We start from the raw sequence: 15,748 nt of genomic DNA, 5'->3' as shown, positions 1-15,748 counted from the left end.
GAATATGAAAATGCTGAAACTTCTTTGGTCTCTGCTCGCTGTCGCGGCCGTTTTGCCCGGCGTTGCGAAAGAATATCGCGTGTCGCTGCCCGAGGTGGCCGCCGCCTTGCGCCAGGCCGGGCCGGGCGACCGCATCGTCGTCGAGGACGGCGATTACCGCGACCTCGAACTCAAGTGGCGCGGCCGGGGTGCCGCGGGTGCTCCGCTCCGCATCGAGACCGCCACGCCGGGCGGCGTGAAGATCGGCGGTTCGTCGTCGCTCCGCCTGGCCGGGCAGTGGCTCGAAATCGCGGGCTTCGACTTCCGCGGCGGCACGGCGCCGAAAGGGGCCGTCGTCGAGTTCCGCTGCGGGCAGGAGGTGGCCGACGACTGCCGCCTGACCGATTGCGTCATCGACGGTTACAACCCCGTGCGCCGCGACATGGCTTATAGTTACGTGATCCTCTACGGCCGTCGCAACCGTGTCGATCATTGCACCTTCAGCGGCAAGCTCAACCTCGGCGTGACGCTCATCGTCATGCTCAACGAGGAGCGGTCGCAGCAGAATTTCCACCGCATCGACCACAACCATTTCGCGCCGCGCCCGGTCTATGGGTCGAACGGCGCCGAGACCATCCGCGTCGGCACCTCGCAGCAGGCTTACCGTTCGTCGAACACGCTCATCGAGGAGAACCTCTTCGAGCGTTGCGACGGCGAGGTGGAGGTCGTCTCGATCAAGTCGAGCGACAACATCATCCGCCGCAACATCTTCTTCGAGTCGCAGGGCGTGCTGGCTTTGCGCCACGGCGACCGTAATCTGGTGGAGGAGAACATCTTCATCGGCAACGGCGTCCGCAACACGGGCGGCATCCGCATCGTCAACGCCGGCCATCGCGTCGTGCGCAATACATTGGTCGGCATCGTCGGCGGGCGTTTCTTCTCGGCGCTGGCCGTGATGAACGCCGTGCCTAATTCGCTGCCCAACCGTTATTGCCTGGTCGAGGATGTCGAGATCGCCGACAATACGTTCGTCGACTGCTCCAACATCGAGTTCGGCACCGGCAAAGACCTCGAACGCACGCTGGCGCCCGAACGGGTAACTTTCGAGCGCAACACCATTGTCAACAAGGCGTTGACCGAGCCGTTCATCGCCGTCGACCGCACTGACGGATTCGCATTCCGCGACAACAAGACGGCGTTGGGCCGCAAATGTACGCTTGCCGGCTTCAAGAACGTCGTCCCCATGTTGCCCGTGCTTCCCTCGCTTCCCTCCGAGGCCGAAATGCGGGCCGGCCGGGGCGCCGCGCGCTATCGTCCGCAGTGCGGAACGCAGACGCCGGCTCCTCGCACCCATGTGCTCCGTTCGGGCGACGATCTGCCGGCCGCCGTGGAGCGTGCCGGAGCGGGGGATACGGTCGTGTTGGCCGATGCCGGGGGCGATTACCCCGTGAGCCGGGCCATGACCGTCCGTGTGCCGCTGACGATCCGTGCCGCCGGAGAGGGTGCACGGCCCGTAGTGCGTTTCGTCGGCGATAAGGCCGACAACATGGTAACCATCGCCGACGGCGGCGAGCTGCGCATCGAGGGCATCGCGTTCTCGGGCGTGCTGGAACCCGGCAAGGCGCTGGCCAAGGCGGGTATTTCGACCGCCGAGAGCATGATCCGCCCCTACGATCTCTTCGTCGACAACTGCGAGTTCGCCGATTTCGGCGAGGGCGGGTTTTTCGCCATCAAAGGTACGCAGTCGACTTTCGCCGGGCGGGTCGAGATTCGCAATTCGCTTTTCCGCAACCTCTCGGGCGACGCCATCCACTACGCCGCCGAGCGCGACGACAAGGGGCGTTACAATGCCGACGACATGCTCATCGAGAATTGCTCTTTTTACCGCATTCTGGGTCTCCCGATCAACATCTACCGCGGCGGCAGCGACGAGTCGACGGCCGGGCCGTATCTCTTCGTCCGCCGCTGCAACTTCGAGGAGTGCTGCAACAAGGAGCGCGGATCGGTCATGCGGCTCGTGGGGCCGCAGGTGCTCGCCGTCGAGGGTTGCAACTTCTCCGACAGCGGCCGCGGCGGCTGTTCGATCCGTCTCGACGAGGCGACGTGGGAGAAGGTGTCGATCGCCGATTGCAACTTGTGGAATTCGGGCCGCATCCTTTCGATGACGGGCAATGCGGTAAAAGGGCCGCTCTGCGAGCTGGAACCCGCCTATGTCGATCCCGATAATTTCGACTTCACGCAGCGCCCCGGTTCGCCGTTGGCCGAAAAACAGATAGGAACTAAAAAATAAGATCGACACTGCGATGAAAAAGACCCTCTTTCTGCTTCTCTTTGCGCTTTCGGTTCTTCCGTGCGCCGCCTCCCATCCGTCGTTGATGCTCACGCAGCGCGGCGTCGAGGCGATGCGGGCCGACCGGGGCAAGGTGCCGGCTTTCGACGCTTCGATCGCCCGCACGCTGGCCGGGGCCGACGTTGCTTTGGCTGCTCCGATCGAGGTGCCGCAGCCTCGCGACGGCGGAGGCGGCCGCACCCACGAGCGCCACAAGCTCAACTACTACGAGATGGTCGACTGCGGCATCGCCTGGCAGCTCACGGGCGACGAGCGGTATGCCCGCCGCGTGGCCGACATGCTGGCGGCCTATGCCGACCTCTATCCGACGTTGGGATTCCATCCCGTGACCCTCTCGAAGACTCCGGGCCGCATCTTCTGGCAGACGCTCAACGAGAGCGTGTGGCTCGTCCACGCGTCGATGGCCTACGACTGCGTCTACGACTACCTGACCCCGGCCGAGCGGAAACGCATCGAGCGCGATCTGTTCCGGCCGATGGCCGACTTCCTGATGAACGGCATGGAGGACAACCGCGAGAATAACAAGGTCTTCAACCGCATGCACAACCATGCCACCTGGGCCACCGCGGCCGTGGGCATGATCGGCATGGCGATGGACGACGAGGAACTTGTGCATAAGGCGTTGTACGGGAGCGATGGCACGGGCCGCAACGGCGGGTTCATGCAGCAGCTCGACTACCTTTTCTCGCCCGACGGCTACTTTACGGAGGGGGCCTACTACCAGCGCTACGCCATCTGGCCTTTCATGGTCTTCGCCCAGTGCATCGATCACAACCGGCCCGAACTGGGTATCTTCGACTACCGCGGCGGCATTCTGAAAAAGGCCGTTTCGACGCTCTTGCAGCTCGCCTACCAGGGACGTTTCATGCGTTTCAACGATTCGCTCGAAAAGGGCTACGACGCCCAGGAGCTGGTCTACGCCGTCAACATCGCCTACAACGCCGATCCGTCGAACAAGCAGTTGCTCGACGTGGCGGCCCGTTATCAGGGCTGGGTGCTCCCCTCGGACGCCGGCTATGCCGTGGCCCGCGACATCGCGCGCGGCGAGGCGCAGCCACTGCGGTTCCGGAGCGCGCTCTACCGCGACGGCCGCAGCGGCGACGAGGGCGGGGTGGCCGTCATGCGCTCCACCGACCCGGCGTTCAACAGCGCCGTGACGCTCAAAGCCACCGCCCACGGCTTGAGCCACGGCCACTACGACAAGCTGACGCTGGCCTACTACGACAACGGCCATGAGGTGCTGGCCGACTACGGCGCTGCCCGCTGGCTCAACATCGAAGCCAAGTACAAGGGCCACTATACGCGCGAGAACCGTTCGTTCGCCATGACGACCGTGGCGCACAACACGCTGGTCGTTGACGAGCGCTCGCACTTCGGGGGCAGCTACAACGAGTCGATGAAGCACCATTCCGACATCCTTTTCGCCGATTTCTCGCGCGAGGGCGTGCAGATCGTCTCGGCCAGGGAGGAGAACGCTTATCCCGATGTGCGGATGCGGCGCACGGTGGCCTACGTGACGACGCCTTTTCTGCAATATCCGCTGATCCTCGACCTCCTGCGGGCCGAAAGCGGCACAGAGCACCGTTACGACTACCCGATGTGGTACTGCGGGCAGATGGTAAGCGTCGATTTCCCCTACGAGAAGGCGCGTGCGACGATGACGGCGCTGGGCGAAGCCGACGGTTACCGCCACCTCTGGAAGCAGGCTTGGGGCCGCAATACGGAGGGCGCCTCGTCGTGTTTCACGTGGATCCGGGGCGACCGGTTCTATTCGCTCACCACGGCGACGACGCCCGACACCGAGATGATCTTCGCTCAGACCGGGGCCGATGATCCGGACTTCAACCTGCGCACCGAAAAGGTCTACATGCTCCGCGAGCGGGCGAAGCGCAACCATACGTTCTTCTCGTCGCTCGAAACCCACGGCACCTACGACCTCCAGGTCGAGCAGTCGGACAACCTGACCGCCTCGTGCCGCGGCGTGCGGCTGCTGTGCGACACGCCCGACTACACCGTGGCGCTGGCCGAGTACGAAGGCGGGCACCGCGTGGTGCTTTGCGTGGCCAACCGGGCTGCGGACGCAGACCGGCGCCACGAGGCCGCGACCTCCGAGGGCACGTTCGTGTGGAGCGGCCCCTATGATATCCGAATCGACTAACCGATTAAAAACCGCAATGATATGAAAACACGCAGCGAAACGTTCCAGTTGGAGAACGAAATGCAGTGGGAGCATCCCGCACCGGGCATCGCCCGTCAGATCATGGGCTACGACGGCCAGCTGATGATCGTCAAGGTCAAGTTCGACAAGGGGGCCGTCGGCACGCTCCACGAACACTTCCACAGCCAGGCCACCTATGTCGCCAGCGGCAAGTTCGAACTGACCATCGGCGACCGGAAACGCATCCTCGAAGCCGGCGACGGCTACTACGTGGCGCCCGACGAACTCCACGGATGCGTCTGCCTCGAACCGGGCATCCTGATCGACACCTTCTCGCCCCACCGCGAAGATTTCCTTAAAAAGTAGACGGCGCCATGAAGATCAAAGGTTTCCGATGGATCGTCTTGGGGTTGATCGTCGTGGTAACGATCATCAACTACCTCGACCGCGGCACGCTCAACTATATGTGGGTGGCCAATACGAAAATCGTATGTCCGGCAGGCGAATTCGTCTACGACGAGGCGGCCGGGGTTTACGACGCGACCGTCGACGGCGAGCACGTGCGGCTTGCGGCCGACGAAGTGTCGGTGTTGTCCGATGGGTCGATCGAGTACGTGCGCTACGGCGGCATCGCCAAAGATTTGGGGTTGATCGACACCTCGGCTCCCGTCGAGCAGCAGCAACAGCAGTCCAAGAGCTTGTTGGCCGTCGTTACCATGTTTTTCATGGTGGCCTACGGCATCAGCCAGCTCGTCTCGGGCCGCATCTATGACAAGATCGGCACGCGCCGCGGTTTTACCCTCTCGGCCTTGGTGTGGGGCGGCGCCGATGCTCTGGCATCGATTTCGACGGGTTTGAAGTCGTTGACTTTCTTCCGCGTCATGCTGGGTCTGGGCGAGGCGGGGCCGTGGCCCGGCACTACCAAGTCCAACGCCGAGTGGTTCCCGCAGAAGGAGCGCGCCTTCGCGCAGGGCATCTTCGGGGCCGCCGCGTCGGTGGGTTCGGTCATCGCTCCGGTGCTCATTCCCGTGTTGTTCCTCGCCTTCGGCTGGCGCGTCACGTTCGTCGTCGTCGGTTCGCTGGGCATTTTGTGGGTCGTGCCTTGGTTGCTCATCAACAAGAAAGGCCCCAAGGAGCATCCGTGGGTAACCGATGAAGAGCGCCATTACATCCTCTCGGGGCAGCCCGAGTGCCGCGTCTCGTGCGAGACGGCCAAGACGTGGGGGCAGCTTCTTTCCGAGCGGAAGAACTACGCCGTCATCCTGGGCCGCTTCTTCCTCGACCCCATCTGGTGGATGTTCGTCACGTGGCTGCCGATCTACCTGATCGAGGTCTTCGGACTCGACATCAAGCAGATCGCCATGTCGGCGTGGGTGCCCTACGTGGGCGCTGCCATCGGTTCGGTAGCCGGAGGCTGGTTCTCGGGCATGCTGATCGACCGCGGCAAAAGCGTCGATTTCGCCCGCAAGGCTGCGATGATCCTCGGCGGCTGCATCATCATCCCCGGCATGGCCTTGGCCGCCGTGGCTTCGTCGGCTACGATGGCCGTGGTCATGATGGCTTTCATTCTGGGCGGCTACCAGTTCGTGATGACCAACATCCAGACTCTGGTAAGCGACTTCCAGACCGGCAAGGCCGTCGGTTCGCTGGCCGGACTGGGCGGTGCGGCGGCCGTGCTCGGGACGATCGTTTCGATCTTGCTGGTGCCCTACCTGACGCAGAGCGGCGTGTGGACGCTTTTCTTCGTGCTGGGGGCATCGCTCGTGCCGGCCAGCCTCCTGTGCGTCTTCCTTTTCGGCGGACGGATCGAGCAGGTAAAAAATAAGTAGACAAACCCTTTTAAAAGTACTCAAAATTATAAAGCATTATGAAACTCAATGGTAAAGTTGCCGTCGTGACGGGCGGCGCCCGCGACCTGGGTCGCGCGATTTCGGTAAAATTGGCTGCGGAAGGCGCCAAGGTATGTCTCAATTATTTCGACAATCCTGACGATGCGCAGAAGACGCTCGACATGATCAAGGCCGACGGCGGCGAGGCCGTCGCCGTGCAGGGCGACATGACCAAGGCCGCCGACGTGAAGAAGCTCTTCGCCGAGGCCGGCAAGGCGTTCGGCGGCAAGGTCGACATCCTGGTCAACGTGGTCGGCGGCATCGTCGGCCGCAAGAAGATCGTCGAGCAAGACGAAGCTTGGTACGACTTCCTCATGGACGTCAACATGCGTTCGGTGTTCCTCTGCACGCGCGAGGTCGTGCCCATGATGCCTGCCGGCGGTTCGATCGTCAACTTCTCGTCGCAGGCCGCACGCGACGGCGGCGGCCCCGGTGCTTCGGTCTACGCTACGGCCAAGGCGGCCGTCATGTGCCATACGCGCGCCATGGCCAAGGAACTCGGCCCCCAGGGCATTCGTGTCAACGCGCTGGCTCCGGGCATGATCAACACCTCGTTCCACGACCGCTTTACCAAGCCTGAGGCGCGCGAGAACCTGCACAACACGGCGCCCTTGCGCCGCGAGGGCGAGGCTTCGGAGGTCGCCGACTTGGTTTGCTACCTGGCCAGCGACGAGTCGAGCTACCTCACGGGTACCAACATCGATATCAACGGCGGTACGCTCTTCTCGTAGCGGAAAAGCGCCTGCAAACGGAATCGGCGGACCTGCAAGGGACCGCCGATTTCCTTTTCTCTGTTCGGTTTGTCTTTCGGACCGCAGCCTGCGGAGGTACGCCGAATTCTCAAATCCCCGTCCTTAACGTTGCGGGTCTCCGCCGGGGAAGGTTGCGGCCCGCGCGGCTTTCAGAGCCGCCGAAACGCCAGCTGGGTGTTTTTGGCAGACAAGTATCGATTATTCATTTTGTGGCTCTGTCCGTCCGAAACGGGATCGCCGGCATGCCCAGCGTGTTGGCCAGGTTGCCCGGGGCGTAGTTGCGGAACGAGTAGCGCACCGCTGCCGGATCGAGTACTTCGGGTGCCGAGACTTCGACCAAGGGTTTCGACGTCACGATGCGGGCCGTGGCAGGGTAGAACTTGCCGTCTTGGCCCGCTATTTCGAATCCCGTCACTTCGGCGGTTTGCGGAGTCAGACCGAATCGGGCGTTGTCGAACCGCACGAGAGCCTTGCCGTCGGCGAACTCCACGCCGGCGTATCGTACGGCCAATGCGTCGCCCAGTTTGCGTTTGTAGGCTTTCGTCAGCGCTGCGGCCGCCAGCCGTTCGCCCACGGGGCGTTTGTTGCGAGGGTGGATGCAGTGTTCGTTGCCCAGGTCGGTGGTCGAAATCATCGCCGCGTTGGGAATCCGGTCGAGGGCATCGCTCTGCGCCTCGACGAGCAGGGCCGCATCGGTGTCGGCCGGGCGGCCGTAGCCGTGCGGGGCGATCTGTACATAGAGAAACGGCATGCGGTTCTTGTCGTCGCCCCACTGCGCCCGCCAACAAGCCGCCAGCCCTTCCATGAGCCGGGCATAGCGCGGCGCCTCCTTGCGGTTCGATTCGCCTTGGTACCAGGCGAAGCCGCGGGCCGTGAATCCGGCCGCCGGAGCGATCAGACCGTTGTAGAGCAGGCCGCATTTGGCGCGGGATTCGATCTTGGGATCGGCGTTGATCTTCGCCGTGTTGTAGCCCAGTCCGGCCAGCGTCGCGGTGTCTATCCACGCTTCGATCTTCGAGCCGCCCCAGCTCGTCGAGACGATCCCCACAGGTACGCCCAGGGCCTGCGTCAGCGCCCGGGCGAAGAAGTAGGCCGTCGCGCTCATGCGCAGGGCCGTTTCGGGCGCCGGCACCTCCCAGCGCCCCTCGAAGTCGCGCTGCGGCGTCGCCGCTTCGCGCTTGGGCAGCGTGATCATGCGGATGCGGCCGCGGTATTCGCCCGCTTCCAGCGCTGTGGACAGCGCCTCGTCGACAGGCTGGCCCGTGTAGCCGCGCAGGGGCATGTACATGTTCGACTGACCCGAGCAGATCCACACTTCGCCGATCAACACGTTGTGCCACTTAAGTTCCGAATCGGCATCGCTTACCGTGAGCGTTTGTGGTTCGTACGAGCCGGCCGGCGTCGGCACTTTCAGCTCCCAGCGTCCCTCCTTGACCGGAGTGCGGAATTCCTCTCCGCTCCACGAAGTTTTCACGACCACCTCGCGGGCATCGGAGCCGCCCCAGAGCCGTACGTTCTGTTGTTGTTGCAGCACCATGTTGTCGCCGAAGATGGCCGGGGCGCTTACTTTGGCCGCGGCAGGGAGTCCTGCGATTGCAAGGAGCAGAACCAATACGATGCGTTTCATGGCATCAGAGGTTTTCGGCCAGGAAATCGACCGTCGCGAAGAATACTTCCTCCATCTTGTCCGAGGCCTTGGCGCTCAGGTTGTGGTCGTAGTTCTCGTAGACCCGGAGATCGACTTTGGCACCGCGGCGGCGGAGCGCATCGGCGAAATCCTTGCTCTGGGCGCATTCCACAGTGATGTCGGCCGTGCCGCAGAAAAGCAGTGCTGCGGGAGCTTTCTTTTTGGGAATGAGCGCTGCCGGCGAGGCGGCTTGCAGGATTCTCGGGTCGCGGTCGCAGAAATAAGCGATTCGTTGGGCGTCCTTGGTTTTCTGGCAGATGGCAGCCGTGCGGAGGTCGTAGATGCCCGACGTGCCGACGAAGGCCTTCGCTTCGGGTGTCGTCATGGCCCCCACGGCGGCCAGGTGCGCACCCGCCGAGTTGCCCACGAAGCCCATGCGCGAAGGGTCGATGTTCAGTTCTGCGGCGTGGTCGCGGATATACTGCACGGCGGCCTGGATGTCGGCGGCCGAAACGCGTACGTCGGCTCCTGGCTGCGGGGCGAGCGTATAGGCGATGCGTACGCCCGTCACGCCTTTCTGCTTGGCCATGTATTGAGACAGCACGCGGAACGTGCCGTTGTTGCCGCGCGACCAGCCTCCGCCGTGGACGTAGAATACCACGGGCGTCGGTTCGTCGCTCTGCGCCAGGTCAATGGCGATCTGCAACTCGTAGCCCTCGTGGGTCGTATAGATCGGTTCGCGCACCTCCACGCCCTTGTAGTCGCGGCTCTGGAGCCGTTGGCGTTCGTAGGTGTAGGGTACCAGCAGGTCGTCGATCTGCTCCAGGTCGACGATGCGGGCGTAGCGCGCGCGGTTCATCAATTCGTAGGAGCCGTCGGCCTGCTGCGTAAGTTTCATCGAATAGCGGTTGGTCGGCTGGACGGCCTGCTGGGCCGAAGCCGTGAATGTCGCTGCCAGGAGTGCGGCGAAAAGAAGTTTTTTCATAAAGCTAAGGTTTGAAGTTATCGGGTTTTTTATTACTTTTGTTCATCGTCCGAAATTGGTTAACCAAAATCGGACGTCAGCAAAGATAACCTGAATCGACTACAAAACCAAATCATGAAACGATTTATTTTCGCCTGTTCTGTTTTCTTCGTTCTGGCCTGTTCGGGCCGTTCGTTCGAGGTGCCCCCGGTGCCCGAAAATCCGCAGCCGCCGGTGCAGCCCGAACCGGCGTTGCGCGAAGGCGATCTGCGTGCCGACGGCGACACGGAGCGCACTTACGACCTGATCGTCGGCAGCGGTTACAACTACGAGACCCCCGACACTTCCAACGATCACTCCGCTGCGCCGTTCCAGCACATCCGCCAATCGTGGGACGAGGAGTTGCAGCGCCATGTTTTCGATTTCTACATCCATATCGACATCGACGACGACCGCGGCAAGCCCAACATTACCGACCGTCAGCGCAATGAGATCAAGACCGACGGCCGCTCGCCTGCATCGATGGTGGGGCAGCAGGGCGAGCGGATGCTCTTCCGCTGGAAGTTCCGCCTGCCCGAGGGGATGAAGACCACGCAGCAGTTCTGCCACGTGCATCAGATCAAGGGCATCGACAACGCTGCCGGCACGGCCGACGTCTCGATGCCGCTCATCACATTCACGGCCCGCACGCTCTCCAACGGCAAACGGCAGTTGCAGGTCATCTACGTTCCGCCCACGGGCGCCGGAGGCGGCAACCGTTACCTGGCACGTGCCGATCTGGACGATTTCCTGGGCGAGTGGGTCGAGGCCGAGGAGCGTATCGAATGTGCCGAAGAGGGTAGTTACCGGTTGTCGATCCGGCGCTTGCGCGACGGCCGCGAATTGCTCGCCGTACCCTCGACGCCGTTGGCTATGTGGCGCGACGGCACGACCGGCATGCGTCCGAAGTGGGGCATCTATCGCAGTTTCGGGAAACAAGGGGCATTGAAACCCGATTTGCGGGATGAAATCTTGAAGTTCGCCGATTTCGAGGTAAAAAAGCAGGTGCAATAGTTCTGCGGCTGGAAACTTTCCCGCATTGGCGGGCGCATGGGTCGTTTTTCGATTTTCGGCTTTCCGGGGATTCGCCGACGTGATTATTGCCCATAATTATTTTGGTTTGATTGGTTTTTTTGCGACCTTTGTGTTCCTAAATCAAGAAACCGCTTTATGAACTACGCTCCCGGCATTTCCCAAGTGGAGGAGGTGCTCAAATATATCAAGGAACAGCTTTATTCGGGGCGTCTGCAACCCGGCGAACGTTTGCCGGCCGAACGCCGGCTGGCCGAAAAACTGGGCGTGGGGCGCGCTCATGTGCGTGCGGCGTTCCAGAAACTCGAATTCTACGGCATCGTCCAGACTTTCCCCCAGAGCGGCACGGTCGTGGCCCGCGAGACCATGCAGGTGCTCGAACGCATGATAACCGATGCGTTGCAGATCCAGCCCTATGATTTCGCATCGTTGGTCTATGTGCGCGAACTCCTTGAGACCGAGGCGCTGCGCCTCTGTGCCCGCAACCGCACGGAGGAGGATCTGGCCGTCATCGAGGAGGCCCTCTCGGCGTGCGAGGATTCGTTCGGAACCGACGACCGCGTGTCGAAGGATTTCGCTTATCATCAGGCATTGGCGCGCGGCGCCCATAATCCGGTCATCGTGTCGTTGCTGCTGGTCATTACACCCGATGTGTTGCGCTATTATCAGCGCTATCGGGTTTGCGCCGTGCCTATGGACGAGGTGTGCTTCGAGCATCGCGAGCTGCTGAGGTGCGTGCGCGAGCGGGACGAGGAGGGGTGCGTCGCCATGTTGCGTCGGCATCTCAAGTCGATCCGCGAATTCTCCCATACCAACAACCAGGAAAACCACTTTTTGGAGTAGTCTCGTGACCCTTTGAGCGTGTCGATATGCGCGGCGGCCGAAAAACATCCTTTTCTGGCCGCCGCGTTTTTTTCTGTGTGCGCTTTTTTCTTGAAAGGTTACTTTGCCGCCTGGAAGACGAACGGTGTTGCCGGGGCGAAATCTGCGGTCGTGTTCCCCGCATACGGTTTGCCCGATGCCGGGTCGATCATCTTGACGGGAGCGCCGTCCGAGAAGTCCAGTCCGTCGAAATCCACCCAGATGAGGAACGGATAAAGCACCGATTCGTAATAGTAGACCCGGTTTTTCTGGTCGGCGACCGTGCGCCAGCGGGTCGACGAGATGTTGGGTTCGTCGGGCGTGCTGATACCCAGCGGCACCGAGACGTTGCGGATGACGCTGAATACCGAGGCTACGGCCAGCCGGGGATCGGCGGTTTTCGGTATCGTGCCTATGTAGAACGAGGCCCGCACGAACCGGTCGGCCGCGCGGTTCGTACCCGGCAGGAAGACCAGCCCGCCTATGTTGTTCCAATAATCGTCGAGTGCCAGTTGCTGTTCGAAAACGGGCGAGTTGGTCATTACCGTATAGGCCGGGCTGTGGTGGATGGCGAGTTGGCCGTCGATGTATTCGAAGATGGCGCTGTCGCCTGCGGCGTCGGAGACCGACAAGTGGAGTGCGGCCATCCTCGAACCGTCGGGCATCAGGTCGGAGACCACATCGAACTGGTTGCCGGAGAACGCCTCGACAACCTGGTCTACGGTGGCGAAGTTGTCCAGTACATATTGCGTCCATGCCGAGACCGAAAGCGCCGGCTTGCCGGTCGTGCGGGTCGGGTATTCCGATTCGGCGAGCCACAGCAGGTTGGCGACCAGGCCTTTTTCGTTCATTCCGTCGGTGGTGCAGATGTCGTAAGCCGAGGTAGCGACGCTTCCGTATTTCGAAGTCCATTCCAGCGAGTTCGCGCCCGCTGCGCCGTTGCGCTGCAAGCCCCGCGGAAACACCCACAACTTGCTTTGCGGGTCTTCTTTCCAGTCCATCGTGCGACCCGTCAACACGGTCTGTTCCGGCCCTGTGTATACTGCTCTTGTGCACATTTCCGCTTTTGTTTCTATCTTGGTTGCCAGTGCCAGTAGTACCAGCAAAATTCCTTTTTGTGTCATATTACCCCTCCCTTGCAAATTCGGTGCTACATTGTTTTGCCGCCCGAGTGAGAGGGAACGTTATCCGAATGAATTGCAGGTGTGCGGATGCCGAAGCTACAAATGGCCGCCTGTCATGATGATTGTTCCCCAGAGCACGAATAAGATGCTCCACATCCAACATATGGTTTTCGACTGAATGGGATGTTCTGCCCTGTTGCGATAGGCCACGATAAAAGGCCACACGGGCAGCAGGATGATAAATATCGCTATCGCGGGCAACTTCAATGCAAGTCGCAGCGTAGTCACGCACAGGTAGTAGATGCCCATGACGGCGAACCATATCGTTAAAAGAGCGCCCATGTGCTTCGAATATAGGCATAATATTCCCAAATGGCAAATATTTTTGTGTATACACTGTCGAGCTACAGCAGAATCGGGATGAGGCGGATGAAATGTTTGCGGTCGATCGGATGTGATGCTGTGTGTTGCATCGAAAACGCGAAGCCGCTCGGCATAAAGATGCAGCCCGAGGCCGAGCAGCCACCGATCAAGAGCGGAAAGAAAATTAGCCGGGACAAAAGATCCGTGTCTGAAGCATCGCCGCGGGTTGTCGCTAAAAAAGTAAAAGAGAGCTTGCACTCCCTTATACTTCGCACCTTGGCTCCTGGTAGTCGCCCGTGCTGTTTCAACGGGTTGATGTCCCGGTGTTGCCGAAAATACTTCGGACTGACGCACCGCTCCGCCGTATCATGCCCGGGCTGCTCCAGTCCCCATCATCCGCGAGGGTTGGCCGGATCGATTCATCCCCGGAGGTGTGCGCTTCGATGCAAATATACGAATTTTTTCTGCAAACGAGAATGCTGCCGGAAGAAAGACTCGAAGCCTTCACATCGACATGGGGCTGTCGCCGAACGGCAGCTGCAACAGGAATATCCTGCCTCGAAGGGGCGCCCCGAAAGAAAACTTTTGATGGCTAATCGAGTTCTACATCAAACCACAACCGACTGGCTGCGCGATGGCCGGACACACTTCGTACGCACGAAGACCGCGAGCAAAAAACCCAACCCCGTGTCGTTGCTCGTGCAGCCGGAGGCGGCGGAAATCATTGCCCGATACCTCGGTCGGGAACATGTCCTGCGCTTCGCAGAGGAGACAGCGACGTACGACACTTTCAACAAACGCATCCAGAAAGCCCTGCGGGCGATAGCCGCAGAACTCGACATCGAGGGGCTGACGTTCTACTGGGCACGCTACACTTGGGCGACGATGGCCGACAAGATCGGCATTCCGGAAAAAGAGATCGGCAAAGCCTTGGGACACGTGGACACCTCCGTGGCGAGAAAGTACTACATATCCTACGACTGGACAAAGGTCGACCGGGCCAATCGAGAAGTGATCGACTACATTGGCGGTCTATCGCTTTGAACGAAAACACCCCGACCAATAGGCCGGGGTGCCGCCCCGCAAGGCTCGGACGAGGCTACCAAAATGATATGAAACTTCGAGCCTTATAGCGAATCCGCTACCCGTCTAATTCTGTCTGCAAGGTCGCACAGCGCGCCCTTAAATTGTACCAGCTCCTCATCGGTCAGTGATGTAGGCTTTCCGTTTCCGTCGATGCTACGCAATTTGTTATAGAGCCACGACGGCGACTTGCCGAAGTACTCGATCGCTAAATGCCCCCAAGATACATCTACCAATATATCGTCTAATTTTTGTTTAAAAAGCGAGTTCGGTTTCATACACGTTTTGTTAAAAACGCCCCTCCCTCTTGGGGAGGGGACATTGAGTTAATCTTTGTAAAGCAGTTCGGAGAGAAGTTGATGAATACAGTCCTCTATTTTCCGTCCTCCGTTTGACCATACTCGCCTAAATGCCGGATCATCTCGATCAAGCCTTTCTCTTTTTTTTGTGAGTTCCACATGTCTTTGTTTGTGATATTACAAATGTAGTGTAAAAGATTACACTATCTAAATTTTCAGGCACTTCTTTCAAAAAAATGCAGCCAACCGTTCGATCGACTGCATCGCTTTGCCTTGCACCCGACTATATAAAGTGGTGTGAAAATTTTTTTTACACTTTTCTGCTTTTTTGAATAAAAATTTGTTTTTCAAAAAGTTGTATATTATTAGAGTTCTACATCAAACCACAACGACTTCGATCTCTTCTTGAAGCACTTCGTGTTGTATATTATTAGAGTTCTACATCAAACCACAACCGAGCGAATGATCCCATCACGAACAGAATGTTGTATATTATTAGAGTTCTACATCAAACCACAACCCCAATGTCTCGACTTGGGAAACTCTATTTGTTGTATATTATTAGAGTTCTACATCAAACCACAACCAGTTGCGGTTCCTCGCGTAGAGTATTTTCGTTGTATATTATTAGAGTTCTACATCAAACCACAACCTTCACTTCGACGATGCGGTCGAGCACACCGTTGTATATTATTAGAGTTCTACATCAAACCACAACTCAGCTCCTCAGCGACTGCCATGCCCTCCTGTTGTATATTATTAGAGTTCTACATCAAACCACAACGTAAAGCTTCCGTTGATTCCGTTCGCGGTGTTGTATATTATTAGAGTTCTACATCAAACCACAACTCCGGGGCACTACCGTTCGACTGAAAGTTGGTTGTATATTATTAGAGTTCTACATCAAACCACAACCCGGCCGGGCGACCGCCGCGGCTGCCGTTCGTTGTATATTATTAGAGTTCTACATCAAACCACAACCCGCTTCGTTGATGTAAGGCTCGATGCGGGTTGTATATTATTAGAGTTCTACATCAAACCACAACTGAAGTTGCGGATAGGCGTGTAGAAGATGTGTTGTATATTATTAGAGTTCTACATCAAACCACAACGTTCTGTAGTCGTTGTCGGACAGCTTGACCGTTGTATATTATTAGAGTTCTACATCAAACCACAACCGGCGACGCTGAACGGCTGACACGGAAATCGTTGTATATTATTAGAGTTC

Annotated in this window: 13 protein-coding genes and 1 CRISPR repeat array (1 of these 14 cut by a window edge); of the genes, 8 read left to right on the top strand and 5 right to left on the bottom strand. The window is 59.4% G+C overall.

What is annotated here, in order from left to right; translation table 11 throughout:
- Positions 1-10 precede the first annotated feature (10 nt).
- The 5 genes from QZ298_RS08175 to QZ298_RS08155 are packed head-to-tail and all read left to right on the top strand — an operon-like array spanning position 11 to position 7,107.
- Positions 11-2,269 (top strand): chondroitinase-B domain-containing protein, encoded by a 2,259-nt coding sequence (locus QZ298_RS08175; protein ID WP_296007871.1) that lies wholly within the window; start codon positions 11-13, stop codon positions 2,267-2,269.
- A 13-nt stretch (positions 2,270-2,282) separates the two neighbouring features.
- A complete protein-coding gene (locus QZ298_RS08170) occupies positions 2,283-4,487 on the top strand; it encodes an alginate lyase family protein (protein WP_296007868.1) in 2,205 nt (734 codons plus the stop codon).
- A 21-nt stretch (positions 4,488-4,508) separates the two neighbouring features.
- Positions 4,509-4,853, top strand: coding sequence for a cupin domain-containing protein (locus tag QZ298_RS08165; protein ID WP_296007865.1), 345 nt, complete (start codon positions 4,509-4,511; stop codon positions 4,851-4,853).
- 8 nt (positions 4,854-4,861) lie between these two features.
- On the top strand, positions 4,862-6,316 hold the full coding sequence (locus QZ298_RS08160) for an MFS transporter (protein WP_296007862.1): 1,455 nt from the start codon (positions 4,862-4,864) through the stop codon (positions 6,314-6,316).
- A 38-nt stretch (positions 6,317-6,354) separates the two neighbouring features.
- A complete protein-coding gene (locus tag QZ298_RS08155) occupies positions 6,355-7,107 on the top strand; it encodes a glucose 1-dehydrogenase (RefSeq protein ID WP_296007859.1) in 753 nt (250 codons plus the stop codon).
- A 223-nt stretch (positions 7,108-7,330) separates the two neighbouring features.
- On the opposite strand, the gene QZ298_RS08150 is transcribed toward QZ298_RS08155, so the two are convergent.
- Both QZ298_RS08150 and QZ298_RS08145 read right to left on the bottom strand, forming a co-directional pair.
- Entirely contained in the window at positions 7,331-8,755 is a 1,425-nt protein-coding gene (locus QZ298_RS08150) for a sialate O-acetylesterase (RefSeq protein WP_296007856.1), read from the bottom strand.
- 4 nt (positions 8,756-8,759) lie between these two features.
- Positions 8,760-9,740 (bottom strand): alpha/beta hydrolase, encoded by a 981-nt coding sequence (locus QZ298_RS08145; RefSeq protein ID WP_296007853.1) that lies wholly within the window; start codon positions 9,738-9,740, stop codon positions 8,760-8,762.
- 114 nt (positions 9,741-9,854) lie between these two features.
- On the opposite strand from QZ298_RS08145, the gene QZ298_RS08140 reads away from it, so the two are divergent.
- Complete coding sequence (locus QZ298_RS08140) at positions 9,855-10,772, top strand: hypothetical protein (protein ID WP_296007851.1); 918 nt, start codon at positions 9,855-9,857, stop codon at positions 10,770-10,772.
- A gap of 156 nt (positions 10,773-10,928) precedes the next feature.
- Positions 10,929-11,633, top strand: coding sequence for a FadR/GntR family transcriptional regulator (locus QZ298_RS08135; protein ID WP_296007848.1), 705 nt, complete (start codon positions 10,929-10,931; stop codon positions 11,631-11,633).
- 98 nt (positions 11,634-11,731) lie between these two features.
- Here QZ298_RS08135 and QZ298_RS08130 read toward each other — a convergent pair whose 3' ends face one another.
- The gene (locus QZ298_RS08130; protein WP_296007845.1) at positions 11,732-12,709 is read right to left on the bottom strand and encodes a linear amide C-N hydrolase; all 978 of its coding nucleotides are present in this window, start codon (positions 12,707-12,709) and stop codon (positions 11,732-11,734) included.
- A gap of 162 nt (positions 12,710-12,871) precedes the next feature.
- Positions 12,872-13,117, bottom strand: coding sequence for a hypothetical protein (locus QZ298_RS08125; RefSeq protein WP_296007843.1), 246 nt, complete (start codon positions 13,115-13,117; stop codon positions 12,872-12,874).
- 609 nt (positions 13,118-13,726) lie between these two features.
- Between QZ298_RS08125 and QZ298_RS08120 the strand changes: the two genes are divergently transcribed.
- On the top strand, positions 13,727-14,182 hold the full coding sequence (locus QZ298_RS08120; RefSeq protein ID WP_296007840.1) for a tyrosine-type recombinase/integrase: 456 nt from the start codon (positions 13,727-13,729) through the stop codon (positions 14,180-14,182).
- Positions 14,183-14,265: 83 nt separating this feature from the next.
- On the opposite strand, the gene QZ298_RS08115 is transcribed toward QZ298_RS08120, so the two are convergent.
- The gene (locus QZ298_RS08115) at positions 14,266-14,499 is read right to left on the bottom strand and encodes a DUF5053 domain-containing protein (protein ID WP_296007837.1); all 234 of its coding nucleotides are present in this window, start codon (positions 14,497-14,499) and stop codon (positions 14,266-14,268) included.
- 375 nt (positions 14,500-14,874) lie between these two features.
- Positions 14,875-15,748: direct repeats of the CRISPR family, unit length 36 nt; unit sequence GTTGTATATTATTAGAGTTCTACATCAAACCACAAC; it runs 1,527 nt beyond the window's last position.

Source organism: uncultured Alistipes sp. (assembly GCF_910580175.1).
Lineage (GTDB): Bacteria > Bacteroidota > Bacteroidia > Bacteroidales > Rikenellaceae > Alistipes.
The sequence above is the reverse complement of the archived record's forward strand: the minus strand, read 5'-3'. Positions and strand labels throughout refer to the sequence as shown.